The 26,645-nt window shown below is 40.6% G+C and carries 28 protein-coding genes, 4 tRNA genes, 1 rRNA gene, 1 pseudogene and 1 riboswitch; of the genes and pseudogenes, 12 read left to right on the top strand and 22 right to left on the bottom strand.

What is annotated here, in order from left to right; all coding sequences use genetic code 11:
* The first annotated feature begins 5 nt into the window (after positions 1–5).
* Together ACJJVX_RS06525 and ACJJVX_RS06520 are read left to right on the top strand one after the other, a co-directional pair.
* Positions 6–410, top strand: coding sequence for a hypothetical protein (locus ACJJVX_RS06525; RefSeq protein ID WP_054202990.1), 405 nt, complete (start codon positions 6–8; stop codon positions 408–410).
* Between the two features lie 108 nt (positions 411–518).
* The gene (locus ACJJVX_RS06520) at positions 519–923 is read left to right on the top strand and encodes a GNAT family N-acetyltransferase (RefSeq protein WP_054202989.1); all 405 of its coding nucleotides are present in this window, start codon (positions 519–521) and stop codon (positions 921–923) included.
* A 405-nt stretch (positions 924–1,328) separates the two neighbouring features.
* Here ACJJVX_RS06520 and ACJJVX_RS06515 read toward each other — a convergent pair whose 3' ends face one another.
* Entirely contained in the window at positions 1,329–1,949 is a 621-nt protein-coding gene (locus ACJJVX_RS06515; protein WP_054202988.1) for a MarC family protein, read from the bottom strand.
* Between the two features lie 94 nt (positions 1,950–2,043).
* On the opposite strand from ACJJVX_RS06515, the gene ACJJVX_RS06510 reads away from it, so the two are divergent.
* The 3 genes from ACJJVX_RS06510 to ACJJVX_RS06500 all read left to right on the top strand — a co-directional run bounded on the left by ACJJVX_RS06510 (position 2,044) and on the right by ACJJVX_RS06500 (position 3,448).
* Positions 2,044–2,478 carry a transcriptional repressor gene (locus tag ACJJVX_RS06510; RefSeq protein WP_054203182.1) on the top strand — a complete coding sequence of 145 codons (435 nt, stop codon included), beginning with the start codon at positions 2,044–2,046 and terminating at the stop codon, positions 2,476–2,478.
* Positions 2,479–2,558: 80 nt separating this feature from the next.
* Positions 2,559–3,026, top strand: coding sequence for a chemotaxis protein CheX (locus ACJJVX_RS06505; RefSeq protein ID WP_054202987.1), 468 nt, complete (start codon positions 2,559–2,561; stop codon positions 3,024–3,026).
* Positions 3,023–3,448, top strand: a complete 426-nt coding sequence (locus ACJJVX_RS06500; protein WP_054202986.1) for a secondary thiamine-phosphate synthase enzyme YjbQ — start codon at positions 3,023–3,025, stop codon at positions 3,446–3,448. The genes ACJJVX_RS06505 and ACJJVX_RS06500 overlap by 4 nt, the downstream gene beginning before the upstream one ends.
* Before the next feature lie 94 nt (positions 3,449–3,542).
* Here ACJJVX_RS06500 and ACJJVX_RS06495 read toward each other — a convergent pair.
* The 5 genes from ACJJVX_RS06495 to orn form a co-directional block, all read right to left on the bottom strand.
* Positions 3,543–3,618 (bottom strand) — tRNA-Gly (locus ACJJVX_RS06495).
* 49 nt (positions 3,619–3,667) lie between these two features.
* A tRNA-Gly gene (locus ACJJVX_RS06490) sits at positions 3,668–3,743 on the bottom strand.
* Between the two features lie 39 nt (positions 3,744–3,782).
* Positions 3,783–3,858: transfer RNA gene (locus ACJJVX_RS06485), tRNA-Gly, on the bottom strand.
* 39 nt (positions 3,859–3,897) lie between these two features.
* A tRNA-Gly gene (locus tag ACJJVX_RS06480) sits at positions 3,898–3,973 on the bottom strand.
* A gap of 180 nt (positions 3,974–4,153) precedes the next feature.
* On the bottom strand, positions 4,154–4,699 hold the full coding sequence (orn, locus tag ACJJVX_RS06475) for an oligoribonuclease (RefSeq protein ID WP_169327574.1): 546 nt from the start codon (positions 4,697–4,699) through the stop codon (positions 4,154–4,156).
* A gap of 121 nt (positions 4,700–4,820) precedes the next feature.
* On the opposite strand from orn, the gene rsgA reads away from it, so the two are divergent.
* Together rsgA and asd are read left to right on the top strand one after the other, a co-directional pair.
* Positions 4,821–5,879: a small ribosomal subunit biogenesis GTPase RsgA gene (gene rsgA, locus ACJJVX_RS06470; protein ID WP_054202984.1), complete on the top strand. Its 1,059-nt coding sequence runs from the start codon at positions 4,821–4,823 to the stop codon at positions 5,877–5,879.
* A gap of 17 nt (positions 5,880–5,896) precedes the next feature.
* Complete coding sequence (gene asd / locus ACJJVX_RS06465; RefSeq protein WP_197279048.1) at positions 5,897–6,763, top strand: archaetidylserine decarboxylase; 867 nt, start codon at positions 5,897–5,899, stop codon at positions 6,761–6,763.
* A gap of 65 nt (positions 6,764–6,828) precedes the next feature.
* Here the strand turns inward: asd and ACJJVX_RS06460 are convergent, their stop codons facing one another.
* The 8 genes from ACJJVX_RS06460 to ACJJVX_RS06425 form a co-directional block, all read right to left on the bottom strand.
* Positions 6,829–7,602 carry a HesA/MoeB/ThiF family protein gene (locus tag ACJJVX_RS06460; RefSeq protein WP_054455864.1) on the bottom strand — a complete coding sequence of 258 codons (774 nt, stop codon included), beginning with the start codon at positions 7,600–7,602 and terminating at the stop codon, positions 6,829–6,831.
* Positions 7,595–9,130: a thiamine phosphate synthase gene (thiE, locus tag ACJJVX_RS06455; protein WP_169327572.1), complete on the bottom strand. Its 1,536-nt coding sequence runs from the start codon at positions 9,128–9,130 to the stop codon at positions 7,595–7,597. Before thiE ends, ACJJVX_RS06460 begins: the two co-directional genes overlap by 8 nt.
* Before the next feature lie 13 nt (positions 9,131–9,143).
* The gene (locus tag ACJJVX_RS06450) at positions 9,144–9,947 is read right to left on the bottom strand and encodes a thiazole synthase (RefSeq protein ID WP_054455861.1); all 804 of its coding nucleotides are present in this window, start codon (positions 9,945–9,947) and stop codon (positions 9,144–9,146) included.
* Between the two features lies 1 nt (position 9,948).
* Positions 9,949–10,146, bottom strand: coding sequence for a sulfur carrier protein ThiS (thiS, locus tag ACJJVX_RS06445; protein WP_054203180.1), 198 nt, complete (start codon positions 10,144–10,146; stop codon positions 9,949–9,951).
* Between the two features lie 13 nt (positions 10,147–10,159).
* Positions 10,160–11,161, bottom strand: a complete 1,002-nt coding sequence (locus ACJJVX_RS06440) for an FAD-dependent oxidoreductase (RefSeq protein WP_405630678.1) — start codon at positions 11,159–11,161, stop codon at positions 10,160–10,162.
* Positions 11,162–11,240: 79 nt separating this feature from the next.
* Positions 11,241–13,193, bottom strand: a complete 1,953-nt coding sequence (thiC, locus tag ACJJVX_RS06435; protein ID WP_342884677.1) for a phosphomethylpyrimidine synthase ThiC — start codon at positions 13,191–13,193, stop codon at positions 11,241–11,243.
* 152 nt (positions 13,194–13,345) lie between these two features.
* Positions 13,346–13,456: riboswitch (TPP riboswitch) on the bottom strand.
* A 56-nt stretch (positions 13,457–13,512) separates the two neighbouring features.
* A complete protein-coding gene (locus tag ACJJVX_RS06430; protein WP_064435819.1) occupies positions 13,513–13,914 on the bottom strand; it encodes an META domain-containing protein in 402 nt (133 codons plus the stop codon).
* A gap of 125 nt (positions 13,915–14,039) precedes the next feature.
* Positions 14,040–14,435: an acyl-CoA thioesterase gene (locus ACJJVX_RS06425; protein WP_405630676.1), complete on the bottom strand. Its 396-nt coding sequence runs from the start codon at positions 14,433–14,435 to the stop codon at positions 14,040–14,042.
* A gap of 124 nt (positions 14,436–14,559) precedes the next feature.
* On the opposite strand from ACJJVX_RS06425, the gene ACJJVX_RS06420 reads away from it, so the two are divergent.
* Positions 14,560–16,668, top strand: a complete 2,109-nt coding sequence (locus tag ACJJVX_RS06420; RefSeq protein WP_054202977.1) for a TonB-dependent receptor — start codon at positions 14,560–14,562, stop codon at positions 16,666–16,668.
* A gap of 62 nt (positions 16,669–16,730) precedes the next feature.
* Here ACJJVX_RS06420 and epmA read toward each other — a convergent pair whose 3' ends face one another.
* Entirely contained in the window at positions 16,731–17,705 is a 975-nt protein-coding gene (epmA, locus tag ACJJVX_RS06415; protein ID WP_054202976.1) for an elongation factor P--(R)-beta-lysine ligase, read from the bottom strand.
* Positions 17,706–17,766: 61 nt separating this feature from the next.
* On the bottom strand, positions 17,767–18,333 hold the full coding sequence (gene efp / locus ACJJVX_RS06410) for an elongation factor P (RefSeq protein ID WP_054202975.1): 567 nt from the start codon (positions 18,331–18,333) through the stop codon (positions 17,767–17,769).
* A gap of 42 nt (positions 18,334–18,375) precedes the next feature.
* Between efp and epmB the strand changes: the two genes are divergently transcribed.
* A complete protein-coding gene (gene epmB, locus ACJJVX_RS06405) occupies positions 18,376–19,389 on the top strand; it encodes an EF-P beta-lysylation protein EpmB (RefSeq protein ID WP_054202974.1) in 1,014 nt (337 codons plus the stop codon).
* A gap of 9 nt (positions 19,390–19,398) precedes the next feature.
* Here epmB and ACJJVX_RS06400 read toward each other — a convergent pair whose 3' ends face one another.
* Positions 19,399–19,608: a hypothetical protein gene (locus tag ACJJVX_RS06400; RefSeq protein WP_054202973.1), complete on the bottom strand. Its 210-nt coding sequence runs from the start codon at positions 19,606–19,608 to the stop codon at positions 19,399–19,401.
* Between the two features lie 72 nt (positions 19,609–19,680).
* Between ACJJVX_RS06400 and ACJJVX_RS06395 the strand changes: the two genes are divergently transcribed.
* Complete coding sequence (locus ACJJVX_RS06395; protein WP_054202972.1) at positions 19,681–19,971, top strand: hypothetical protein; 291 nt, start codon at positions 19,681–19,683, stop codon at positions 19,969–19,971.
* Positions 19,972–20,017: 46 nt separating this feature from the next.
* Here ACJJVX_RS06395 and ACJJVX_RS06390 read toward each other — a convergent pair whose 3' ends face one another.
* A complete protein-coding gene (locus ACJJVX_RS06390; RefSeq protein WP_054202971.1) occupies positions 20,018–20,515 on the bottom strand; it encodes a DUF3016 domain-containing protein in 498 nt (165 codons plus the stop codon).
* A 246-nt stretch (positions 20,516–20,761) separates the two neighbouring features.
* Here ACJJVX_RS06390 and galE point away from each other — a divergent pair, with 246 nt between their 5' ends.
* Positions 20,762–21,775 (top strand): UDP-glucose 4-epimerase GalE, encoded by a 1,014-nt coding sequence (gene galE / locus ACJJVX_RS06385; protein ID WP_054202970.1) that lies wholly within the window; start codon positions 20,762–20,764, stop codon positions 21,773–21,775.
* A gap of 353 nt (positions 21,776–22,128) precedes the next feature.
* On the opposite strand, the gene rrf is transcribed toward galE, so the two are convergent.
* Positions 22,129–22,243, bottom strand: a 5S ribosomal RNA gene (rrf, locus tag ACJJVX_RS06380).
* 119 nt (positions 22,244–22,362) lie between these two features.
* Positions 22,363–22,783, bottom strand: a pseudogene (locus ACJJVX_RS06375) (four helix bundle protein).
* Positions 22,784–23,035: 252 nt separating this feature from the next.
* Here ACJJVX_RS06375 and suhB point away from each other — a divergent pair.
* Positions 23,036–23,839 carry an inositol-1-monophosphatase gene (gene suhB / locus ACJJVX_RS06370; protein WP_054452814.1) on the top strand — a complete coding sequence of 268 codons (804 nt, stop codon included), beginning with the start codon at positions 23,036–23,038 and terminating at the stop codon, positions 23,837–23,839.
* Between the two features lie 50 nt (positions 23,840–23,889).
* On the opposite strand, the gene ACJJVX_RS06365 is transcribed toward suhB, so the two are convergent.
* Positions 23,890–24,705 carry a substrate-binding periplasmic protein gene (locus ACJJVX_RS06365; RefSeq protein WP_405630671.1) on the bottom strand — a complete coding sequence of 272 codons (816 nt, stop codon included), beginning with the start codon at positions 24,703–24,705 and terminating at the stop codon, positions 23,890–23,892.
* Positions 24,706–24,787: 82 nt separating this feature from the next.
* Positions 24,788–26,638 carry a bifunctional diguanylate cyclase/phosphodiesterase gene (locus ACJJVX_RS06360; protein ID WP_169327909.1) on the bottom strand — a complete coding sequence of 617 codons (1,851 nt, stop codon included), beginning with the start codon at positions 26,636–26,638 and terminating at the stop codon, positions 24,788–24,790.
* Between the last annotated feature and the right edge of the window lie 7 nt (positions 26,639–26,645).

The following is a 26,645-nucleotide window of genomic DNA, read 5'->3' as shown; positions in this document are numbered from 1 at the left end:
TTAATATGAACATTACACTCGCGCTTATAGGACTTTCGATATATATCTTGTTGTGGGAAAAGTTACCTGATTGGGGAAACTGGTTTAACTGGATTATTGAAAGATTACCTAGACCACTGGCGTATTTATACGAAGCGTGGCAATGCCCCTACTGCTTTGGCTTTTGGGTTGCATTAGCCCTACATGGTATAACTGGATTACAGACAATCCCAGCATTAGAAACTATGCCTAGTTATATCGGTATTGGTGGTACTGCCATTGCGTGGATATTAGATGCATTAGCAACGGCAACTTTAATCATGTTAGGGCAACTTTGCTTAAATGCTATTGCAGCGCCTGCAATTAAAGGATATCAAATGACGATGGAGTTTAAGCAATCTTTTAAAGAAAAGTCAACCGATTCACTTTAAGGATAAAATGCACCTCTAATAATAAAATATGGGTGATACGTAAACTATGTAATGTCACTCATTTTTTATTACAAATATTTTGAAAAATCCTAACAAAGGAATTTTACCATGACAGATCTCCTACCGCTGTGGCAAAGATGCGCGTTTAATACTGAACGACTTTTAATTAAAAGTGTTAAGTCCCAAATATTAGACGATGACAGTAAACGACTATACACACTTAAAGTTTTAGAGTTACTAACGCCAGCTGTGACTAGTTCTCTACCTAGTGAGTGGCAAAACATAACAAGCTACAAAGGGGCAAGTAATTGGTGGAAACAGAGAATTGAAGAAAGCAGTTTTCTATCCATCCAACTAAAACCAAACAATAAGATTATTGGCTTTGTTTTTCTCTATGACGATGAGACGAAAAGAGGACAATTGGATTTACATATCAGCTATCTATTAGGTGAATCTTATTGGGCTAGAGGATATGGAAGTGAATTAATTAAAGGCCTAGTTAATTGGGCATAGTTAGATAAGCACATCCACTCTCTAATTGGAGGTGTTGAAGTCAATAATATTGGGTCAATTAAGGTAATGGAAAAAAATGGATTTATTCGTTCAAAGCTGGATAGCCCTGATAAAAACGTTATATTTTTAGAGCATGTAATTAATAAGAGCAGATATTAAGAGAACATTTATTGTCCCCTTTTGTCCCTTTCTGAAAACACCATTCAAATTAAACCATTGAATTACATAGGCATTATATAATCAATCGCATCCATCAAGCATCGGGGCCACAGAAAAGCGTCTATTCAAAGTAAAATCCTCAGGTAATTAATAACAGTTAGGGCTAAATAAAAGCCCCACATTTTACATAAATGCAGGGCTTCCATCAATCTTAAGCATTCAAATCAAAAAACATCGATCACAAACTTATGAAAACACCTGCAACCCGAAGTAATGAGCAATGCCATCTAATATATTCGTAACGGCAACTGATGTAAGAATCAATCCCATGATCCGACTAATAATGCTCGCGCCGCTATCACCTATTAACTTATGAACATGAGTCGCTAGCAATAATAAAACTAACACCACCGCAAGTACTGCAAGCATGACAGCTGAAGTAATTGATTGTTCGACCCATGTATACTCATTATTACGTGTCATAAGCACAGCCCCGAGCATTGCCCCAGGACTAGCAATTGACGGAATTGCCAAAGGAAATATAGCCGTTGCCGTACTATCTCTCACACTTTTGATTTCGGTTTCAGGCTTACTTTCACCAAAAATCATAGATAGTGCAAACAAAAGTAGGACAATACCACCTGCAATCTGAAAAGCGGACAGTGGAATTTTGATTGCATTTAAAAGCAGCTCTCCCGCCAGAACAAAAAACAACAACACTACTGCAGAAACCGCAACAGCCTTGTAAGCTACTTTACGCTTAAACTGCTCACAGTCGCCACGCGTAGTAGCAATAAAAACAGGAACAGTGCCAATTGGATCGATAACCGCAAAAAAGAAGATAAATATCGCTAATAATTCATTCATTGCTAGACTTCCTAGAATAAAACTGTCTAATAAAAACGCTGCAAGTACAACACAGTATGTTAGTATATCACGGTAGCGTAAGGATAAGAGAATGATGAATATAGAGTCACTCGTTAGTAAAGCAAAACAAGTATGCGACAATCGTGGCGCCCGATTTACACCGATCCGTGAAAAAGTATTTCGCCTACTGGCTAGCGCCCAAGGCGGCGTTGGGGCTTATGATTTATTAGAACAACTTAAAATCACTGAGTCAGGGGCTAAACCTGCGACGATATATCGTGCATTAGACTTTTTAGCAGAACTAGGCTTTATCCACAAAATTGAAAGTACTAACGCATTTATGCTGTGTCATCATTTTGACCACATTCATCCTGTACAACTTTTAATATGTGATAAGTGCGGTTTTGTCAAAGAGTTACACTCAACTGTGATTTCACACGAACTTAACAGTCTTGCCGCCGAAAGCGAATTTACTGTATCAGGGCAAACAATAGAAGCCCATGGTATTTGTGGTTCATGTAAGGAATAATTAAGTGCAGAGCTCAAATTAGCCGCTACACTTTAATTTATAACAGCAGTATAAACTGCCAACTCAAGGGATAAGTAACAATGAATGTAGAGTTCATCAATCCTTTTTTAACGTCTCTGTTAAATGTACTAGGTACAATGGCTCAAACCGAATTAAAACCGGGTAAGCCTAGAATTAAAAAAGATGAAGTTGCCTGTGGTGATGTTTCAGGTTTAATAGGTATGGTAGGCCCGCAAACTAAAGGTTCATTTTCTATTACCTTTGATGAAAGCTTAGCGCTGACTATTATGGAACGTATGCTAGGTGAGCGCCCTGACTCAATTGACGAAGAAGTAACTGACATGGTTGGTGAAATAACCAACATGGTTACCGGTGGTGCAAAAAACCTACTGGGTGAAAAAGGTTATGACTTTGACATGGCCACACCTATAGTTGTATCTGGTAAAGGCCATACTATTACGCATAAAAGTGATGGTGCAAAAATACTCATCCCATTCACCTCTGATGCAGGTAATGCAAATATTGAAGTCAGTTTCGATAAAATATGAGTTGGTTACAAAAACAACTGGTTTTGAAGCCTCGCTCTCGAGGCTTTCATATTATTGATAATGAAATACTCACTCAACTCCCTGAAATCTCCCATTATAAAATTGGCTTACTCCACCTTTTTATTCAACACACTTCTGCCAGCTTAACGATTAATGAAAATGCTGATCCTACCGTACGTATGGATATGGAGAGTCATTTCAATAAGTTTGTACCCCAGTGCCAACCTTATTATCGTCATGATTATGAAGGCGATGACGATATGCCAGCACATATCAAAAGTAGTACCTTAGGGTGTGAGCTTACAATTCCTATTAATCAAGGATGTTTACAATTGGGGACATGGCAAGGCATTTATTTAGGTGAGCATCGCGACCATGGCGGCACAAGAAGACTTATAGCGACACTGCAAGGGCAAGTTTAAAGCCATCAGCCATCAGCCATCAAGAAAAGCATGCAGTTCTGTAAGGTTTAAGATAATTTACTTAATAGAGTATTTTGATTTGTTTAATAAAGATTGGAGCGGTACACGAGGCTCGAACTCGTGACCTCGACCTTGGCAAGGTCGCGCTCTACCAACTGAGCTAGTACCGCTTTATAAATTGTATTTTTAAAAATAATTCAACTTCTTATGGTTAGAAATTGGAGCGGTACACGAGGCTCGAACTCGTGACCTCGACCTTGGCAAGGTCGCGCTCTACCAACTGAGCTAGTACCGCATTAATTTTTAAATCACTCTAATTTCTTTGGTTAGAAATTGGAGCGGTACACGAGGCTCGAACTCGTGACCTCGACCTTGGCAAGGTCGCGCTCTACCAACTGAGCTAGTACCGCATTAATTTTTAAATCGCTCCAATTTCTTTGGTTAGAAATTGGAGCGGCACACGAGGCTCGAACTCGTGACCTCGACCTTGGCAAGGTCGCGCTCTACCAACTGAGCTAGTGCCGCATTTAAATAGTCAGTAATTCGTCCGTTGTCACGCGACTAGTCGCAGTGAACGTTCAGGCAACTGAGCTAGTGCCGTACTACATGTTTATTTCAAGCAACTTAAACACAGTAACCCCGCAGGGGTTATCGTCTTAAGCGGGGCGGGATTCTACAATAATTCCATGTGTTTGCAAGTGTTTTTTACAATTTAAAGAATTTTTCTTGATAGACTTTTAATTCCATAATGGAATCTTTAATATCATCAAGAGCAAGGTGTGAGCCTTTTTTGTTCACTTGCGCTAAAACTTCAGGTTTCCAGCGTCGTGCGAGCTCTTTAATTGTACTGACGTCTAAATTGCGGTAATGAAAGTAATCTTCCAGTTCGCGCATGTATTTATTCATAAAGCGTCTATCTTGCCCTATCGAGTTACCACACATAGGTGAGGCACCTGCTGGAACCCACAACTTTAAAAATGCCAATGTTTGCTCAACGGCATCTTGCTCTGTGAATTTACTCGTCTTACAACGAGCTGTTAGACCTGATTGACCGTGCTGGTTAGTGCACCATTCATCCATACCATCGAGCAACTCATCACTTTGATGAATTGCAATAGTTGGACCTTCGGCCAAGATGTTTAGCTCACTGTCGGTGACAACGGTGGCGATTTCGAGTATTTTGTCTGTACTTGGTTCTAGACCTGTCATTTCGAGGTCGAGCCAAATCAGATTTGATTTATGAAAAGACATAATTACCTTGCGGTGCTTTCCTTTAGATCTAACGCATTTAGATATATCATATTAGTATCATCAGTCGACCTAAAGCTTTTTTTTCAAAAAGCACGACATTTAACTAAGTTATGGGCCAAAAGTGGCAAAACAGAAGAAATTAAGTAAAGGTCAATCCCGTAGGATTAAGGCCAATCATGAAAAACGCTTATCTAATGCAGATTCTGCACCAGCCAAAAGTAAGGCTGATAAGTGGCAAACCGATAATTTAGGTGCGCCTGAAAATGCTGTAGTGATCAGTCGTTTTGGTCAACATGCCGATATTGAAACCGATGACGGTGACGTATTGCGCTGTAATATTCGCCGTACTGTTAAAGGTATTGTTTGTGGCGATGAAGTGCAATTTCGTCGCGCTAAAGTAAGTGAAGGTGATTTAGCCGGCGTTATTGAAGCAATGCATGAACGCCGTTCGCAGCTTACACGCCCTGATTTTTACGATGGTGTAAAAGTCATTGCCGCCAACATCGATCAAATTTTGATGGTGTCAGCAGTATTACCTGAATTTACCCCCAGTATTATCGACCGCTACCTTATTGCCTGTGAAGACATGGGCATAGAGCCTATTTTAGTGCTCAATAAAATAGACTTAATTGATGAGCAAGGGCTTGCCAATATTAATAAAATTTTGGATATTTATAGAGCACTTGATTACCAAGTGTTACTGGTTAGTAATATTACAGGCAAAGGTATTGATGAGCTCAAAGATACTCTGGTCGATAAAAATAGCATTTTTGTTGGTCAAAGTGGTGTCGGTAAATCAACGCTCGTGAACACGGTATTACCTAATGCCGAAATACTTACCAAAGAAGTCTCTGAGAACAGCGGCCTTGGTCAACACACAACAACTGTGTCACGACTTCACCACTTACCTTCTGGCGGTAACTTAATTGATTCTCCTGGTATTCGTGAATTTGGCTTGTGGCATTTAGATGTAGAACGCGTTACTTGGTGTTTTAAAGAGTTTCGTGAGTTTATTGGTGGTTGTCGCTTTAGGGATTGTAAACATTTGAATGATCCTGGCTGTATAATTCGCCAAGCAATCGATGAAGGTGATATTTCACAGCTACGTTTTGATAGCTACCACAGAATTTTAGAAACTATGGCCGATGGCCGCGCCGGAGCGCGTGCTCCTCGTATTTAATTTTTAGGAAGAAACTTGTGAGTTTAGATAAATTCAAAATCGCAATGCAGTACGCAATGCCAAAACATTTTGTATCTCGTATGGTAGGCAAGTTAGCCGCGGCTAAAGCTGGTGCATTAACCACTACTTTGATCAAATTGTTTATTAAACAATATAAAATAGATATGAACGAAGCGCAGTATAGCGATCCGGCTCACTATAAAACCTTTAATGAGTTTTTTACTCGCCCATTAAAAGAAGGTGTGCGCCCATTAACAACCGATGATAGCATCATTACTCATCCCGTTGATGGTGCAATTAGCCAGCTAGGCGCTATCGTAGACGGTCAGCTTATTCAAGCTAAAGGACATGATTACAGCTTACAAGCGCTACTAGGTGGCTCTGAGCAGGATACAGCACCATTTTTAGGTGGCGAGTTCGCAACGATTTACCTTGCTCCGAAAGACTATCATCGTATTCATATGCCGATTGATGGCACCTTGAGCAAAATGATTTACGTTCCGGGTGATTTATTCTCAGTAAACCCACTGACCGCGCAAAATGTGCCTAACTTATTTGCACGTAATGAGCGTGTAGTGGCGATTTTTGATACTGAAATTGGCCCTCTTGCTATGGTGCTAGTGGGCGCAACAATTGTTGCCAGCATCGAAACCATTTGGGCTGGTACAGTTACCCCACCAGCAGGTAAAGATGTCTTTAGCTGGAATTACCCAACCTCAGGTGACAACAGCATTACCTTGAAAAAAGGCGATGAAATGGGCCGCTTTAAATTAGGCTCAACCGTTATTTTAGCCTGGGGTGCTAATAAAGCAGGTATTTTAGATGATCAAAAGCCGGAAACGGTAACGCGTATGGGCACACCATTTGCCGAGATTAATTGTTAATTATTAATTATTAATCTTAAATAAAAACGCGGAAGACTAATTCAGTCATTCCGCGTTCTATTATTTCAAGCCTCTTCACAGCCACACTCTGCACACTGCGGCGCTTTACTTAATTTAAACTGCTGCTGCACTAAACCTAAGCCATCAAAGCGAACAAATTTACTTCCCTGATGATGACCTAAAATTACATTAACCGCTAATAATGCCTGCATTGAACCAATCACACCTAATAACGGACTTAACACACCAGCATTACTGCAGTTAAGCGTCTGCTCATCAGCGGTTCGTGGAAACACACAACCGTAACATGGGCTGTGTTGATCACGAAAATCAAAACACATTAGCTGTCCATCGGTTGCGATTGCTGCACCAGAAACCAAAGGGATAGCGAGCTTTAAACAAAAATGATTAACCACATAACGAGTATTAAAGTTATCACTGCAATCAAGCACTAGGGTTGCGTCTGTAAAAATCTGCTCGGCATTTTCAGCACTAAGCTGAATGTTTAAGGTGTTAATCGTAATTTGATTATTTAAGCTACTCAGTACTTTACCCGCCGCACTGACTTTCTGTTGCCCAAGGTGATTTACTTTATAAAGCACTTGGCGCTGTAAATTTGAAAGCTCAACGTTATCATCATCCAATAAAGTAAGCTTGCCAACGCCAGCAGCAGCTAAATACAACAAGGCAGGACTGCCTAAACCACCAGCGCCAACCACCACAACGTGAGCTGCCTTGAGCTTTAACTGCCCTTCAAGGCCAACTTCTTTAAGCATTAAATGGCGACTGTAACGCAACTGCTCTTTGTCAGATAAAGCGCCCTCGATTACCTCAGCCATCGCTGTTAATCGCCATTTGTAATTCTGCTATCGCCTGTTGATAATCACTTGCCTCTGTAATGGCTCTAACAACAGCCACACTGCCCACGCCAGTTGCTGCAACCTCACTCGCGCGTGCTAAATCAATGCCACCGATCGCCACTGTTGGGTAATCGCTCATTAACGGCACAAAGTGTTTTAGTTTTTCAAGACCTTGTATTTGCCCTGTCATATCTTTAGTGGTGGTTGGGTATATTGCCCCAAACGCCATATAACTAGGACGATAATTATGAGCACGAAGCATTTCATAAAACCCATGCGTCGAAAGTCCCAAACGCAGCCCAGCTTCTTTAATGGCGACTAAATTAGCCTCAAGCAAATCTTCTTGACCTAAATGTACACCGTACGCGCCATGCTTAATTGCTAACTGCCAGTGATCGTTTATATATACATGACCATCGTATTTTTTACCCAGCATCACCGCAGCAGCCACGGCATCATCAAGCTCACGCTCTGTACCTTGCTTCATTCTTAGCTGGACGGTTTTAATACCTTGCGCCAGGCATTTCTCTAACCAATCAACAGTATCAACAACAGCATATAAACCAAGCTGTTTGCTCTCACAAGCAGGAAAACCAGCAGCCATAGTAAATTCATTTGGCGCATCAAAGTCTAATTCGTCAGCAAGCCAACTCCCGGCTTCAATCACTTGTGGGTAATCATCAAGGTTTTCAGGGAAACACGTTTGTGCCACAGGGCCAATCCCTTCACCATAACGTACTGCGGCTTTTAAGCCTTGGTTGATATACGCTTTTGCTAAAATAAAGGCATCTTTTAAGGGGTATTGTTTTGCTAAACACGCCGCAATAACAGAGGCCATACTACAGCCAGTCCCATGGCTATGTGGTGTTTGAATTTTTTCATTGCCGAGCCAATACTCACTCCCCCCATCGGTGCTGCCATCGATACAATAATCAATACAATAACCGCTCGGGTAATCCCAATGACCGCCCTTGATCACCACGGCTTTTGCGCCCCAGCTTTGTAACTTTGCTGCGGCTTCTCTTACGGCGCTTGGTCCAATTAAATACACACCCGTTAACAGCTGCGTTTCGTGCGTATTCGGGGTGATCACATCTACCAGCGGCAATAAACATTCTTTAATTGCACTAACGGTGTCTTCTTCGGTAAGTAAATCACCACTGCTGGCAATCGCAACGGGGTCATACACTACTAAAGGCGGCACAGGCCAAGTACTTTGATAATGCTTAATATGTTCACTGACAAGTTGAATTTGCTGTACATTTGCTAACATGCCGATTTTAATTACTGCGGCTTTCATATCATGCTCAAGCGCAAGTAACTGCGATTCAATAACCTCTGTAGAAATAGGATTTAGTGCTTCAACGCCTAAACTATTTTGTGCAGTGAGTGCGGTAATTGCTGTACAGCCATGCACACCAAAGCTTTGCATCGCTTTAATATCAGCCTGAATACCTGCACCGCCACCTGAATCTGAGCCTGCAATTGTCCAAACAACCTGTTTCATAAACACATTTATCCTAAATTTTATCTTGATGCCAAAATGGCATACCCATTGTTGGTGTTGAGGGAGCCGCAACCTCTTTTTCAGGCATTGCTTTAGCCAAATAACCAAAACGTCCAGCTTCAACCGCAGCTTTAAATGCACAACTCATAGTGACAGGACAACCCGCCCCCGCAATGGCTGAATTTAATAATACCGCATCATACCCCATTTCGAGTGCTTGGCAGGCATGTGAGGGGAGACCAAGGCCCGCATCAACTATTAAAGTCAGCTCTGGCAATCGTTCTCGAATAGTTTTTAAATTATATTGATTTAACAACCCTTTACCTGTGCCTATTGGCGCACCCCATGGCATTAACACTTCACACCCGGCCTGCGCTAAGCGCTGGCATAGCACTAAATCATCCGTGCAATACGGTAGCACTTTGAATCCTTCAGCTAAAAGGATTTTAGTCGCTTCAAGCAGTGCAAAGGGATCGGGTTGCAGGTTGTATTCGTCGCCGATTAACTCTAATTTAATCCAATCGGTGGCAAACACTTCTCGGCACATTTGCGCCAATGTAACCGCTTCTTTAACACTGTGGCAACCTGCGGTGTTAGGTAATATTTTTAAGCCAGTGTCTTTTATTAATTGCCAAAAATCATCCCCCGCAGCAGCACTTTGCTGGCGGCGTAAAGACACAGTGACAATCTGCGAACCAGACGCCTCAATCGACTCAGCCATAATCGCCGGTGAGGGATACAGTGCAGAGCCAATTAATAATCGACTATTAATCTGTTCGCCATAAATATTAAAACTGTCGTCGATACAATCTTTCATACTATCCCCCTTGAATTGGCGAGAGTAACTCAAGGCTATCACCTTCATTCAATTGTGTATCTGCACATAAGCTACGCGCGATAAAAACCCCATTTAATGCCACTGCAAATGGCTCTTTCGCGCCAAATTGGCTAAGCGCATCGAGTAACGTGTGCTTATCACTTAATACAAATGGCTGTCCATTTATCATTATATTCATAGTTTTATTCATCTTATTCGATTTTAGCTACGGCATCAGCCACTAGACTTGGCGCTAATAAATAACCATGGCGATACAGGCCATTAATGCTGATCACCTTACCTTGCTTGCTTACTTGTGGGCGGTTATCGCTAAATGCTGGGCGTAAACCAGTTTGAATATTTAACAGTCTCGCTTCAGCAAAACCACTGTGAACGGTGTATGCAGCAGAAAGTAACTCAAGCGTTGAACGCACTGTGGCTGGACCATTATCTTGTGATTCAATTTCGGTCGCGCCAATAACATATTCATGCTTAGGTTTAGGTGCAATATAAATGGGATAACGTGGATGCATTAGTCGTATGGGCCGAGTAAGTTTAACCTCAGGCGCATATAAACGCGCAACTTCACCACGGACTCCACGTAATTTACAACTGACGCTTTTTGCCCCAAGCCCTCGACAATCAATTATATAGTCAAACGCGCCTTGTATACTTTCTGAACTTATATCAATTGTTTTACCAAATTCAAAACTCACGCCTCGTGCTTGTAGTGTTTTATAACTTGCCTGATAAAATGCTTGGTTATCAATTTGCCCTTCGCAAGGTAAATAAAGCCCTTGGTTAAAACGCCCAGATAACTCAGGTTCGAGTTCATTAATATGTGTACTGGTTAGTGAATGAGCCTGATGCCCCAGCAAAGGTTTTAGGCGCTGAGCAAAGCTTTGTAAATCGCCTTTATCTTGCTGATGAGCAACCACTAATGTGCCCTGCTGTTGAAAAAACACCTCATCATCTAACTGCGCTAAAATAGCAGGCCAACGGGCTATCGAATCAAGCCCCATTAATGCTAAATCTTGTTCACACAAAACAGACTCAGCAAGTGGTGCAAGCATTGCCGCTGCAACACGGCCTGCACTATCAAGCGCTTGCTCATCACCCGCTTCAAATACAGTTATCTGATGCAGCATACTCAATTCAAGCGCCGCCAAACGCCCAGTTAAACCAAAACCTATTACCGCAATTTTGTAAGACATAATAACCTCTCAGCTATAAGCTGTAAGCCATAAGCGGTGCTCTGCTTACAACTTAAAGCTTATCGCTTACAACTAGCTTTTAAACCGCTTTATGGTAAATCTCTGAGCCAGTTTGTTTAAACTCGTCAGATTTAGCTTTCATCTCAGCTTCCACATCAACCATTTTTATTTCAATACTCTCACCAACATTGTTTGGATCGATACCTCTGGCTTCTAGGTCTTTGGCATATTCGCGCACTTCTTGGGTGATTTTCATTGAACAGAATTTTGGCCCACACATAGAGCAAAAATGCGCTACTTTTCCTGACTCTTGCGGTAGCGTTTCATCATGGTATTCGCGGGCGCGAACTGGGTCTAAACCAATATTAAATTGGTCATGCCAGCGGAACTCAAAACGCGCTTTTGACAATGCATTATCACGCTCTTGTGCTCCCGGGTGACCTTTTGCTAAATCTGCAGCATGGGCCGCTATTTTATAAGTGATCAGCCCTTCTTTTACGTCTTCTTTATTTGGCAGACCTAAATGCTCTTTGGGTGTTACATAACACAACATTGCACAGCCATACCACGCAATTTGTGCCGCACCAATACCGGAGGTAATATGGTCATAACCTGGTGCAATGTCAGTTGTAAGCGGGCCAAGCGTATAAAATGGCGCTTCATCACAATGCTTAAGTTGCTCTTCCATGTTTTCTTTGATCATGTGCATTGGCACATGGCCTGGACCTTCAATAAAGACTTGTACGTCGTGCTTCCATGCTATTTTTGTCAGCTCACCAAGTGTGCGCAATTCACTAAATTGTGCATCATCGTTGGCATCAGCAATTGACCCCGGACGCAGGCCATCACCTAATGAGAAACACACATCGTATTGCTTTAAAATCTCGCAGATATCTTCAAAATGCGTATAAAGAAAGTTTTCTTTATGGTGCGCTAAACACCACTTAGCCATAATTGAACCACCACGCGATACAATACCGGTAACACGCTTTGCCGTCATAGGTACATAGCGTAGTAAAACACCAGCGTGAATAGTAAAGTAATCTACGCCCTGCTCAGCTTGTTCAATTAGGGTGTCGCGGAAGATTTCCCATGTTAGGTCTTCTGCTACACCATTTACTTTTTCAAGTGCTTGATAAATTGGTACGGTACCAATTGGCACAGGCGAGTTACGTACTACCCACTCGCGGGTTTCGTGAATATAACGCCCTGTTGATAAATCCATTACGGTGTCAGCGCCCCAACGGGTTGACCACACCATTTTTTCAACTTCTTCTTCGATAGATGAACTTACTGATGAATTACCTATATTTGCGTTTACTTTCACTAAAAAGTTACGCCCTACTATCATCGGCTCGGTTTCAGGGTGGTTAATATTGTTTGGTAAAATTGCACGTCCGCGAGCAATTTCATCACGTACAAATTCAGGAGTAATAAACTCAGGAATGCTCGCGCCAAACGATTCACCTTTATGCTGCTGCGCTAATAACTCTTTTTGGATTTGCGCACGACCCATATTTTCGCGTACTGCGACATATTCCATTTCTGGTGTGATAATACCTTGGCGAGCATAATGCATTTGCGTGACGTTTTTACCCGCTTTAGCGCGACGAATTTTAGGTAAGTGTTCAAAACGAATGTGGTCAAGACCTTCGTCAGCCATACGTTGCTGTGAGAATTGTGATGTAACTGATTCCAGCACCTCGGTATCGCCGCGGTTTTCAATCCACTGTTCACGGTATTTATCAAGGCCTTTTCGCACATCAAGAGTGAAATCTGGGTCTGTATATGGGCCCGATGTATCATAAACACGCAGTGGTGCATTTGACTCGTAAACTGGGTTTTCATCAGTGCCACCAATGAAAGTATCGCTTAACGTAATTTCTCGCATACCAACGCGTACATTCTCTTGGGTACCTTGTACATACACTTTGTGTGAACTTGGAAAAGGTTGCCCAGTAAGGTTATAAATATAATCTGATGCAGCCGCACGGGTTTCGCGGCGAGACGGTTTATTTGATGTATTTGACATGACTTACCTCATTGCTAAAGGGTTGTCTCGTCAGATATTGCAATGCAATAGAGAGTAGCAAATGCTACATGGATCGTAGATTGGTGTTACAAAAAAGCACTACCAACCTTGGCAGCCAGAGTACTTATACGCCAAACAGGCGCACAAGCACCCGTTTATGGCAGCTTGTTCCCTACGCAGGTGTTAGCCTGATCAGGTTCACGGATCCCGCTTTCGCGATCTCAGCCTTTGAGCTAAAACTCAAGGCACTCCGACAAGTAAAAATTCTATATATTGTTCGCTGACGAGTGTACGTCAGATGTAATTAGCCTGCAAGGGGTTAACTTGCAGGAATAAACGCAAATGTCTGTTCGCCATTTAAAACTAATTGTTGATTTTGGATTTGTAACGGCACACCCTGCTTCAACGCATTTAAAAATTGCTGCTCAAACGCATCTAACTCATCACCACATGATTTTCGGGTCATGCCTAACTTATTAACCGTTAAATGATTATCATCCAGCAAGCCTTCGCCAAAAAATTTATTGCAACCCGCAAAACCATTGACTTGCAACGCTTCAATAAAACTTAATGATGCAGTGTAAGATGTCGGGATCGCTAAACCATCAACATGTGATAGTTGCCACTTAGTGTATTTCAATTGCTCACTTGTGACTGTCCCTGTCGATGAGCAGCCAATACAAAAACCGATAACAAGCATCGGTATTGCTGCTAATTTCATGTGATTCTTAACCTAAAATTCAATCAACACATAGTAACAATAATTAACAGTTTTTACCGTTAATAATGCATGTTTTAAATGTAAAAAATTGTTCTAAGATAGTAAAAAACATTCGCACTAATGAATTATTCACTTTTAAATAGCTGATTAACTTGCTCTGGTAAAAATGGTCGCCCTTGCTCGTTGACACTAGTTCCTATTACTAATGCTTTAAGCATGACTTTATCATCACTTTTACGTATCACGGTTTGCCTAAATCCGAATTTTAATCTGCTAATACGCTCCGGCTCTACAACAACATAAAACTCATCGCCAGGCACTAAAGACTGTTTATAGTCTATCTCACTACGCATAACCACTAAATTAATTTTATCTCGGGCAAGCTGCGCGAAATCAATGCCGTTGGCGTATAAAAATTCATGGCGAGCATGCTCTAAATAATTAAAATAAACACTGTTGTTTACTATACCCTGTAAATCACATTCATAGTCGCGCACTTTAAAGTCTACTTTAAATGTCATATTCGTAATCCTAATTATGTATACTGTGCGCGTTTATAACATATAGACACCCAAAAGTTGAATAACGACTTTAATGAGAATAGTTGTTATCATACAAGTCCCTGAAATGGAGTTAAGCAACCGAATGAAACTACGTCTGTCTTTAATTACCGCTGCGCTACTACCTTTATTAAGCGCCCCAGCTTTTGCTGAAGATACTGATCTTGAAAAAATACTTGTTACTGGGGACTTTCAAAAAGAGAGCATTCAAACCCTCAGTGCCAGCGCCAGTTTATTTAGCCAGCAAGAAATTAATGACCGAGGCGCTAACTTTTTAGATGAAATGTTGGCCAGTGCCGCTAATGTTAACTTTTCATCTGGTGCATCTCGCGGACGCTTTATCCAAATTCGTGGGGTTGGTCTGCGCTCACAATTCGTTGATCCAATTAACCCATCGGTTGGTTTAGTGATTGATGGCATTAACTATTCAGGTCTTGGTGGCAGCTCATTACTTTTTGATGTAAACCAAATTGAAATTTATCGCGGCCCACAAGGTACGCGCTTTGGTGCTGATGGTTTGGGTGGGATGATCCAAATGGAATCAGCTGATCCTACATTTGATCCTAGTGTAAAGGTTCAACTAGGTGCTGGTAACTATAATAGCTACGAAGCAGGTATTGCTGCCGGCATTGGTATTACTGACAGCACTGCGGTACGCGCCAGTATTTACCAACGTGAATCTGATGGCTTTATGGATAATGAGTATTTAGGTAAGCCAACACAACAACAAGATGAAATGATCAGCCGCTTTAAGCTACACAGCCAATTAAGCGATCATTTACGTACTGAATTAAGCGTTCACTATATTGATATTAACAATGGCTATGACGCATTTACCCTTGATAATAGCCGTAATAGTGTAGCGGATAGCCCAGGACAAGATAACCAAGAAAGTATTGCTGTAGGGCTTGCCAATATTTATACCGGTTTTGATCTATTTGATGTGAGCTTAAACTTATCAGGCATAGACAGTGAATTACTATATAGCTTTGATGAAGACTGGGTATGTAATGATACCAGTAAGCCAAAATTATGTGGTGCAGGTTTACATGAGCAAAGTTATAGCTACAAAGATGCATACTATCGTGATCGCAAAGATAAAACGGCAGAGCTGCAATTTAATGGAAAAGCCCAAGACTGGATTACCGGAATCTATTATCAAAACCGTAATGTAGGGCTTGATCGTCAACGCATAGAAAATTCTGATTTAGCTTTATTTAATTCTACTTATGAAGTTAGTAATGTTGCTGTTTATGGTCAATTAGCCACTCCAATAAATGCTAAAACAACATTGATTACTGGTCTACGTGTTGAAGAGCACAGTAGTGATTACAGTGACAGTAATGGGTTTATTGTGAGTAGTGATGATGTAATGGTCGGTGGTAAAGTAGCCCTTGAATATCAAGTAATTGATCGAACAATGATCTACACAAGTATTACTCGCGGCTACAAAGCTGGCGGCATTAACTCTGAAGCCCTCGCCAAAGCACAAGAGTTCGGCCTCGGCGCTGACTTTTTTCAACAACACACAACTTTTGATCCTGAGTACTTATGGAATGCCGAGTTCGGCGTTAAAGGCAGCTCATTGGATGACAAATTTGTACTGCGCTTAGCGGCATTTTATATGTACCGTGAAGACATGCAATTAAAGTCTTGGTTGGTAGAAGGTCAAAACTTTACTAGCTATTTTGATAATGCAGGATCTGGTGAGAACTACGGTCTAGAAATTGAAGGCAGCTACCAGCTAACCGATGATTTATTTTTTACTGGTAGTGTTGGTTATTTAGATACTAAGATTAATGATTATGTAGCTAGAACAAGCCTCTATTCACCTCCATTAGATCAAGACGGTCGTGAGCAAGCTCAAGCACCTAAATACCAGTACGCATTTACCGCTCGTTATAACTTTACTGATGAGTTATTTGCTACGGTAGGTATTGAAGGTAAAGACGACTATTACTTTTCTGATAGCCACAATTCACAAGCGTCCAATGTTAATCTAGTTAATTTTACTGCTGGATATGAGGCCGACCAATGGTCAATCCGCGCTTGGGCCCGTAATGTATTTGATGAAGAGGCACCTACCCGCGGTTTTGAATTTGCAAACGATCCTCGTGATGGCTGGGTTACTCATACATATACACAGCAAGGCGAGCCTATGGTCGCTGGTGTTACCTTTATTTACGAATTATAGATAATAGGTTCTAGGTAATTAGGCTCTAGGATTTTCTAGCACCTAGTTACCTAGCTCTTTAATTAAGCCCTTTCAACATCAAACGCGATAACTTCTTTGATGCTATTTTTATCTGTCGCTAGCATCACTAATCTATCAATTCCTAATGCGACACCGGCACATTGTGGCAAGCCATGCTCAAGCGCGGCAATTAAACGCGTGTCTATAGGCACCGCAGTTAAGTTATTTGCATTACGGTACACATTGTCATCATTAAAGCGCTTTGCTTGCTCCTGTGCGTTTGTAAGCTCATTAAAGCCGTTTGCAAGCTCCATGTTCTGATAATAAAGCTCAAACCGCCCAGCAACTCTTGTATCATGCTCACAAATACTCGCCAGCGCAGCTTGTGATGCGGGAAAGTGATACACAAAACACGGTTTATCTTGGCCTATAGTCGGCTCTACTTTCATACAAAACAATAACTGCAATAATGTATCGCGATGCGTTTCATGCTTAGCTATATCGGCAAAGCCCTGCTCGCAGGCAATGTTTTGCAGTTGTGCAATTGTAGCTGTTAGCGGGTCGATCCCTAGCGCTTGCTCAAAAACCTGTTGATAGGTTAAACGTTTTGCAGGCTGCACATTTAAAATTAACTGTATCAGCTCATCCATTTCGTCCATTAAGGAAAATTCATCAAACCCCGGTCGATACCACTCAAGCATAGTAAATTCTGGATTATGATGATTGCCAGCTTCTTCATTACGAAATGCTTTACAGATTTGATAAATCGCGCCGCTGCCCGCAGCCAATAAACGCTTCATGGCAAATTCTGGGGATGTTTGTAAATACAAAGGTAAACCTTGCGCGTATCCTGGACCAATAAATTGCGTTTTGAAACTCGCTAAATGCACGTCGGTAACACTTGCACTACTTAAACTAGGTGTCTCAACCTCCATCACCTGACGCTGATAAAAAAACTCACGAATAGCTCGTAAGATTGTAGCTCGTTGCGCCAAAGTATTTACTTGTGCGCTTGGCTGCCAAAGATCGATTGACATATTTTCTCCAAAAAAAATCCCAGCTTAAAGCCAGGATTTAGTTAAGTCGTATTTTTAAAGCTTACTTAACACGGCTTACGTATTCACCGTTACGGGTGTCGACTTTAATAACTTCACCAATTTGCACGAATAAAGGAACACGTACGACTGCGCCAGTGCTTAAGGTCGCAGGTTTACCACCAGTACCCGCCGTATCACCCTTAAGGCCAGGATCTGTTTCTGTGATCTCTAGCTCTACAAAATTAGGCGCAGCAACAGCAATTGGGCTGCCATTCCATAACGTAATAGTACATACGTCATTTTCAACTAACCACTTAACAGTATCGCCAAGTGCTTTTTCATCTGCAGCAATTTGCTCAAATGTTTCGTTGTTCATGAAATGCCAAAACTCACCATCAGTGTAAAGATACGCAAGATCGGTATCCATTACATCAGCACCTTCAACTGACTCACCCGATTTAAAGGTTTTTTCAAGTACTTTACCTGAAATAAGCTTACGAATACGAACACGGTTAAACGCTTGGCCTTTACCAGGTTTTACCATTTCATTTTCTAAGATACTGCAAGGCTCGCCGTCCATCATAATTTTTAGGCCGCCCTTGAACTCGTTGGTGCTATAATTCGCCATCGTTTCCTCTATCTAATAATTTTTCGAGTAATTTACGTGCCAATGATACAAAGAAATGAAGCAAATTTGCATAAAAACTGGCAAAAAGAATTAGCAAATGTCGTTACTTGCCCAAAAGTACTATTAGAAATGCTTGGCTTATCAAGCCAAGTCCATGAAAACGACATAAAAGCTCGCAGTTTATTCCCTGTTCGTGTGCCTGTCCCTTTTATAAAAAAAATGCGCCATGGTGATGTAAATGACCCTCTTTTATTACAAGTCATGCCACGCCACCAAGAATTCATTGCAAAAACAGGCTTCAATAAAGATCCCTTAGAAGAACAAGATAACAAACAACCTGGGCTATTACACAAGTATCGTTCTCGTGTTTTAGTGATGTTTAAAACAGGCTGTGCTGTAAATTGCCGTTACTGTTTTCGTCGCCACTTTCCGTATCAAGAGAACCAACTAAACAAACGCAGTTTAATTGATGCACTCGATTACATTAAATCGGACACGAATATTAACGAGGTGATTTTAAGTGGTGGTGATCCATTAATGGCCAAAGACGATGCGATTAGTTGGTTTATGGATGAACTTGAACAATTACCACAAATTAAGCGGATGCGAATTCACAGCCGTTTACCTGTTGTGATCCCATCTCGGGTTACTGATGAACTATGCCAGCGCTTGGCTGACTCACCGCTAAAGATTATATTTATCAATCATATTAATCATGCCAACGAGATCGATAATGAATTCAAAACGGCTATGCAAAAGTTAAAAAAAGCAGGTGTTACATTACTCAATCAAGCGGTGATTTTAAAAGATGTAAATGATAGCGCTCGGGCTCAAATTGATTTAAGCGAAGCATTATTTGATGCCGATGTACTACCTTACTACTTATACCTGTTAGACAAAGTTGAAGGTGCGAGTCATTTTGATATCAAAGAGGAGCAGGCACGCAAAATTGTGGGCGAAATGCTACTCGCATTACCTGGTTTTTTAGTGCCCAAACTGGTGCGCGAGATCGGCGGACAACAAAGTAAAACCCCTATCGATCTCAAGCTTACATGAACGTAGAGTCTATACGTATACGTTTACGTTATTACCCAGTGATGCTGTAACCGACTTAGTAGGCGTTTGTGCTGCACTAGAGCTTGCTGCACCTTCAATTAAGGCTAATGCAGCGGCGCCATCAGCTTGTTGCTGCTTTTTAGCTAAAGCAGCGCTGTATACTTCGCCGCTTTGTGCTGTGCCACTCATGGCTGGTAAACTTCCACCTGATATATTCATAGTTCAATACCTGACTTTTATATGCAATCCACGTAATATATCGGCATCGCAGTTTAAAGCTTTAGGAAAAAAATGGATTCAATTATTGAGCAACTAAATGAAAACTTAAAAGTTGTTTATCGTCAATCACTTGATGCCGATAAAAAATTAGATGAGCTTCAACAACAAGGCCACGGTAAATTTAAGGCTCTCTTCCCAGCCGATGCAGGCTTTGATTTTGAAGCTAAGCGCTTCAAACCATACGTACTTGATGTTGCAGCCGATGTCGAAAGCTTAAGTAGCGATGGCTTTAGTGAAGAAAAATTAAAAACAACCGTGATTAAATTACAACAAATATTGCAATTATTAACAACGTTTAAATAATAACTAAAGGCACTAATACTTGAATATTCGTGCCTTTTAAATTTACTTATTGAGGCACAACTGCTGGAATTAATTCTTTTTTAAACCAATCTGTTAGCAAACGCTTATCGTAATAAAATGCATCATCACGGCCCATTTTAATTTTATCCATAAAACCCATATCTTTTAACGATACTTTGTCACTTTCAGTCAAAATCTTTCCATTTTTATCTGTCACAGAGTATGTAAATTCAATACGTGGAAAGTAGATAGGTTTTATAATACGTAACTCATTCATACCACCAAAACGAACATCTCCGGCTAAATCTAGCTCCGTTACTTCTACATTAAACTTATAGCCTTCAGGTAAATTTTCGGCGAGCTTAGTAAAGTGCTTTTCAAAACTCGATGCTACGCGTTTATGAAAAGACCCTCTCACTTCATTTGATGGACGAACATCACGATAATCATTAAAATCTTGCCATTTAACTACGGCCTCACCTGCTTGGGCAAACACAGGTAGTGCGACTAAGAAAGTAAGTGCAATTTTTTTGACCATATTCATAATTTTCTCCAATAGGTAACTAACCAAATATAAGTAAGATACTAGCAGTAACGACTTAACTATAGCTTAATATATGCACATCAAGTTGTTATCATTTACATCAATTATGTAATCAAATATACCTCTATTCGCCAAAAAGATATACATATCAAATAAACGGACTAAATTTAACGATAGCGCATGCAATTCATCACTATATATGATGGAATTACGTCAACTTAAAAGCTTGCCCTATATGGAGATTACATGACAATTTTAGTAACAGGTGGTGCTGGGTATATTGGCTCGCACACAGTATTAGAGCTTCTACAGCAGGGTAATGACGTCGTCGTCATTGATAATTTAAGCAACTCGTCAAAAGAATCGCTTACAAGAGTAAAAAACATAACAGGTAAAGAGATCACTTTTTATCAAGGTGACATTCTCGATAAGGCGTTTTTAGCTAATGTGTTTTCAAAGCATACTATTAAGAGTGTTATTCACTTTGCAGGACTGAAAGCTGTAGGTGAATCTGTAGTAAAGCCTATCGAGTATTATCAAAATAATGTGCAAGGTACACTTACCCTTGTAGATGCTATGCGAGATGCTGATGTTTTTAAACTCGTCTTTAGCTCATCCGCAACAGTATATGGTGATCCAGCGAGCTTACCTATTCGTGAAGATTTCCCAGTAGGTGGCACAACAAATCCATACGGTACATCAAAACTCATGGTGGAAATGATGCTGCAAGATATAGCAAAATCAGATGAACGCTTCGCTTTTGCTATACTGCGTTACTTCAACCCCGTTGGCGCACATGAATCTGGTCTGATTGGCGAAGACCCTAATGGTATCCCAAACAATCTACTCCCTTATATTTCACAAGTTGCGGTTGGTAAATTAAAACAGTTAGGCGTATTTGGTGATGATTATGACACCGTTGATGGTACTGGTGTACGCGATTATATTCATGTTGTTGACTTAGCTCTTGGCCATTTAAAAGCATTGAATAAAATTAATCAAGATACTGGTGCACATGTATACAACCTTGGTACAGGTAATGGTTACTCTGTACTACAAATGCTCAATGCGTTCAGTAAAGCCTGTGGAAAAGAAGTTCCCTATCAAGTGTCTCCACGCCGCCCTGGTGATATAGCATCTTGTTATGCTGCACCTGAAAAAGCACTCACTGAGCTTAATTGGCAAGCAGAACGTGGACTAGAGGTAATGATGCAAGACGCGTGGCGCTGGCAAAACAATAACCCTAACGGATATAAATAAGCTTTCTTATACCAATCTGGATAGATATGGGGTCTATTTAATAACAAGAAAATTGCGCTATAACTAGGCAAAATTTTTTTGTATCTAGTTGTTCTAAATAAAAATTTTTAACGACGTTATAGCGTGATTTAATTCGTTAAATTGTTCAAATATTTATGCAGATTGGTATTACACACACTATTTGAGTTCACTCAGTGTAGGTCGTGATTTATCGCGACAACCTATATATGGGGGTGTGTTGCTTTCAGGTGAACGCCTGAGCGACACTCGCCACCTTGCACCTTGCTCACTTTTTCACTTTCCTGCAGACGTAAAAAAGCCCGACTCTATGAGTCGGGCTTTCTTTATTTGGAGCCTGGCGATGACCTACTTTCACATAACAAATGCTACACTATCATCGGCGCTGTTTCGTTTCACTACTGAGTTCGGCATGGGATCAGGTGGGTCCAAAACGCTATTGTCACCAAGCAAATTATCAGCTATCAGCTATCAGCTATCAGCTATCAGCTATCAGCTATCAGCTATCAGCTATCAGCTATCAGCTATCAGCTATCAGCTATCAGCTATCAGCTATCAGCTATCAGCTATCAGCTATCAGCTTTGATTTTTTCCTTTAGAGCTGTCAACATTTTTGATAGCTCTATTGTTTCATTTATCCACTGAACGCCGATATTTTTATTTATATAATTAATGTCTATCCCGATATAAATTTGTGTTCTCGCTTCCGCTAACGAAGATCTAGAAATATCTAAGAATCTAACTCGCTCTTTGTTACTTTCGCGAGTCATTCCTTATTCGATAAGTCCATTTATCTCACCTCTTCGAGGCCGCGCAAGCGCGTTCAAAATTTGCTCCTGCAATTTTGTCGGCTATGTTACTAGGTACAGACAAACTCGATCTGGTTAATTGATTCCTAAAACCATAATCGGTTAGCTCTACCGTAAATTTATAAATATCAGCGCTTAATCTTGCTGAGCGCTTCCATACAGCTAAATTTTCAAAGTTCATTATATTTCCAGTCCATAGACGATAAGTTGAATATATAGGAACAAAAACCATAGAATGCAAATTTATGGGCTGACGGCTGACGGCTGACGGCTGACGGCTGACGGAAAACAATACCAACAAACCTTATCGTAAACAATAACGTATAAAAAACACACAAAGTTATTTAGGCTTTATTGTTTACTTTGTGTCAAAAATCGCTAGAATATGCCGGCTGAAATATATAAACGTTCTTTTACAACCCAAGGGTATACCATGCATCCAATGTTAAACATTGCGGTTCGCGCTGCGCGCAACGCAGGCAAAATTTTACTTCGCGCAAGTGAAGATTTATCAAAAGTTGAAGTGCAACAAAAAGGCACTAACGATTTAGTAACTAATATTGATAAAGAAGCCGAAGCCGTAATACGTGACACTATTTTACAGTCTTTCCCTGCTCACTCTATTGTTGGTGAAGAGTTAGGCGAACATGTAGGCAAGGATGCAGATTACCAATGGATTGTAGATCCTATTGATGGCACAACAAACTTCATCAAAGGTCTTCCTCATTATGCGATTTCTATCGCACTTAAAGTAAAAGGTCGTTTAGACCAAGCTGTTATCTACGATCCTATTCGTGGTGAGCTTTTCACTGCCTCTCGTGGTCAAGGCGCACAGCTAAATAGCAAGCGTCTTCGTGTAAGCAAAACGACTGTACTTTCAGGTACTGTACTTGCCACTGGTTTCCCATACAAAAACAAACACCACATTGATGCATACACTGAAGCATTCAAAGCCTTGTTTGTACATACTGCTGATATTCGCCGTGCAGGTAGCTCAGCATTAGATATGGCTTATGTTGCAGCTGGGCGCGTTGATGGTTTCTTTGAAATTGGTTTAAAACCATGGCATAGCGCTGCGGGTGAATTAATGGTTAAAGAAGCTGGCGGTATGGTTGTTGATTTTGCAGGTGGTAATAACTATAACCACAGCGGTAACATTATCTGCGGCTCACCTAAACTTACGCAAGCAATTATTCGTGAGATTCGCCCTGTATTAACTGAAGCTTTACTTCGTTAATAGCGAATTAAAACCTGGTTAATACTAAAAAAGGAGCTTTGGCTCCTTTTTTATGGCTTAAAATAAGGGTTATCTAGCTTTATTTCGATGACACCCTCTGATTCAAAAGGTAATGCTTTTAAATCAGCTGAGAAGTACTTCATAAATAGCGCATCAAAAGAACCATTTTTTTGCATGATTTCAAGCCCTTTATATAATGCATCAGCAAGCTCTGGTTTTCGCTTTGTAACAAAGTAATAAAATGCACTAGGATAACTAATATATATATTGGGCACTATCACTAATGCTTTATTATTAACTTGTATTAGCTCAGAGCTGACCTCAATAAAAGAACGTGGAAAATAGTCGACACGGCCATTTGCGACCAAACCAAACATGGCTTCATAGTTAGCCAATGGGCGAACTGATAAGCCATTGCTTGCTAAAATTTTTGTATCTGGCCAATCATGCCCTTGCACTGCTGTAAACGATGCTAATTGATCGAGCGTTGTTATATTCTCAAATCTATTTAAAAAAGCCTGTTGTGTAACCAAGGCACGTTTTCCTATATATCCTTTAAATAAAGGAACTTTAATAGGGATTGCTAGCGTTTCACGATCTGGACTAGTCATGCTCCAATACAAGTCAATTGCGTCGCTATCTAACGCAATAAGAGTACGCTGCTGGTGTGGATGCACATTAACCGTATTGAGTTTGGCTGGCTGTTCAGCCGCATTGAGCGCGAGAGTGAGCAATGTTGTTAAATATTCATCGCGCTTATATTGTGGGCGTTGCTCTTGAGCTATATTAATAGCTTGTTGAGCCTGCGTATTATTTACATACAGCATTACGAACAGTGAAACTAACGAGAAAAAATATTTAGTCATCAGAGTTATATTCTAGTGTTTTTTTTAAGCTACACCTTGATGAGTAAATACTCAAGTAAAATACGTACCTATTAAGTAAACTTTATACTGCTTGTTTATCTGAACTTAAGCGTACAACAGCAGGCGCAGGGCCTCGTCGATTACACACAAATAAATAGCTATGACGATATCGCTTAGCTTCTTTTTTCGCATCTGTTGCTAAGGCCGCAACTTGATGACTATTAATGCATTGATCCAAATCAGGTTCTACAACACCTATCGATAATGTTAATAACGGTACAAACTGTTTTTCACCTTCTCGATTCGAGGCCCAATATCCTCCACTGGCGATATGCTCCGGCGTAAAAAAAGCACGTGATTGCAACTCAAAGTTGCTGATAATGGTATTACAAACAGCAACTGCCTGATCATTATCAAACACCACCATAAAATCATCGCCACCTATATGACCCACAAAACTGGGAACATCTTTACAAGCTTGAACGGTTACATCTGCCAGTAATTTTATTACGCTGTCTCCGCTGGCATAACCATATAGATCATTAAATTGCTTGAAATGGTTTAAATCTATATAGGCAAGTGAGAACCCATTTTTCACACGTAAACGGCTCTCTATTGCCTCATTAATCGCCACATTTCCAGGTAACATTGTAAGGGGGTTTGCATGCTGAGCATGGCGAATTTTCTCTGCTGTAATGTGTTTTAGAATATCACGTAACGGCGCTAATCCTAGATACCGACCTGTACGAGTAATTATAATATGGCGGCGAATGTCGAAGTCATTTTCTGTTATTTGTTGGCTTACGGTATCAAGTGGTTGATTTTCGTCAACAACTAAAGGTTGCTTGTGCATTAGCGCAGTAACAGGGCGTTTATCATAGAGGGCATGTCCATAAGGTGCCGCAAATACTTCAGTAAGCTGGTCTTTATGCAGTAAACCAATGGGGGCATTCTCTTCATTTACTACCGCTAAACTTATGATGGATTTATTTTTTTCAAAAATATTATGTGCATCTTTACAGCGTGTTTGCCAATCAATTGGTACATGCTCTACCGCTAGACGGCCTATTACTAATGATTGATCGAATTGATTACTAGGAGGCGTAAAACTTAACCCTTGTAATTGTTTAGAATTAAACTGTGTGCTGGGAGATTGACTGGGTCTTTCTAACAAAAAACCTTGAGCATGCATAATGCCCAGCCCTTCAAGTAAACTGAGCTCTTCAACACGTTCAATGCCTTCGGCTATTACTGCGGTATTTGTTACTTTTGCCAGTTCAATAATCGATTTTAAAAATTCTTTTTTAACAACGCTCTCATCACAATGATCTATAAAATAACGATCAATTTTTACGTAATCAGGGCATAGTTCTGACCATTGTTTTAAACCAGAGTAGCCCGCACCTAGGTCATCTATAGCAATTGAAAAACCAAGTTTTCGATAATGCCCGATGGTTTTTAAGAGTAAAAAACCATCATCCACCTTTTCTTGTTCGGTGACTTCAATAACAACTCTATTTGCAGCTAAACCAAAGTGTTCAACAAGATGTAACGTTTCCCCTTTTGGATGGCAAGGATCTAAAAGTGTTTTAGGACTCACATTTAAGAATAATTTACCTTGCAGCTTTAAGTTTACAAAGTTTTCAATTGCTTTAGAGCGACATAGTAACTCTAGCTCGGAGATTTTTTCAAAATATACGGCGGTACTAAATAAGGCACTTGGCATCTCTAACACGCACGATTTAGGCCCGCGACTGAGTGCCTCATAGCCTAAAATTTGTTGTCCTGAAATATCAAAAATGGGTTGGAAAAGCGTTGTTATTGCACTGTTTTGTAGTATATCTTCGAGTATCGCTAGCTGATAATTCACCTTGACCGACCAATACTTAAATAGGGAAGCGGCTAAAGTATCAAGGGTGTATGACAATTTCATGTCAGAG

It is taken from the genome of Pseudoalteromonas sp. Ld20 (genome assembly GCF_045064175.1).
Classification (GTDB): domain Bacteria; phylum Pseudomonadota; class Gammaproteobacteria; order Enterobacterales; family Alteromonadaceae; genus Pseudoalteromonas; species Pseudoalteromonas neustonica.
Note: the sequence above shows the minus strand (reverse complement) of the source record. Positions and strands in the feature narration are given on the sequence as shown.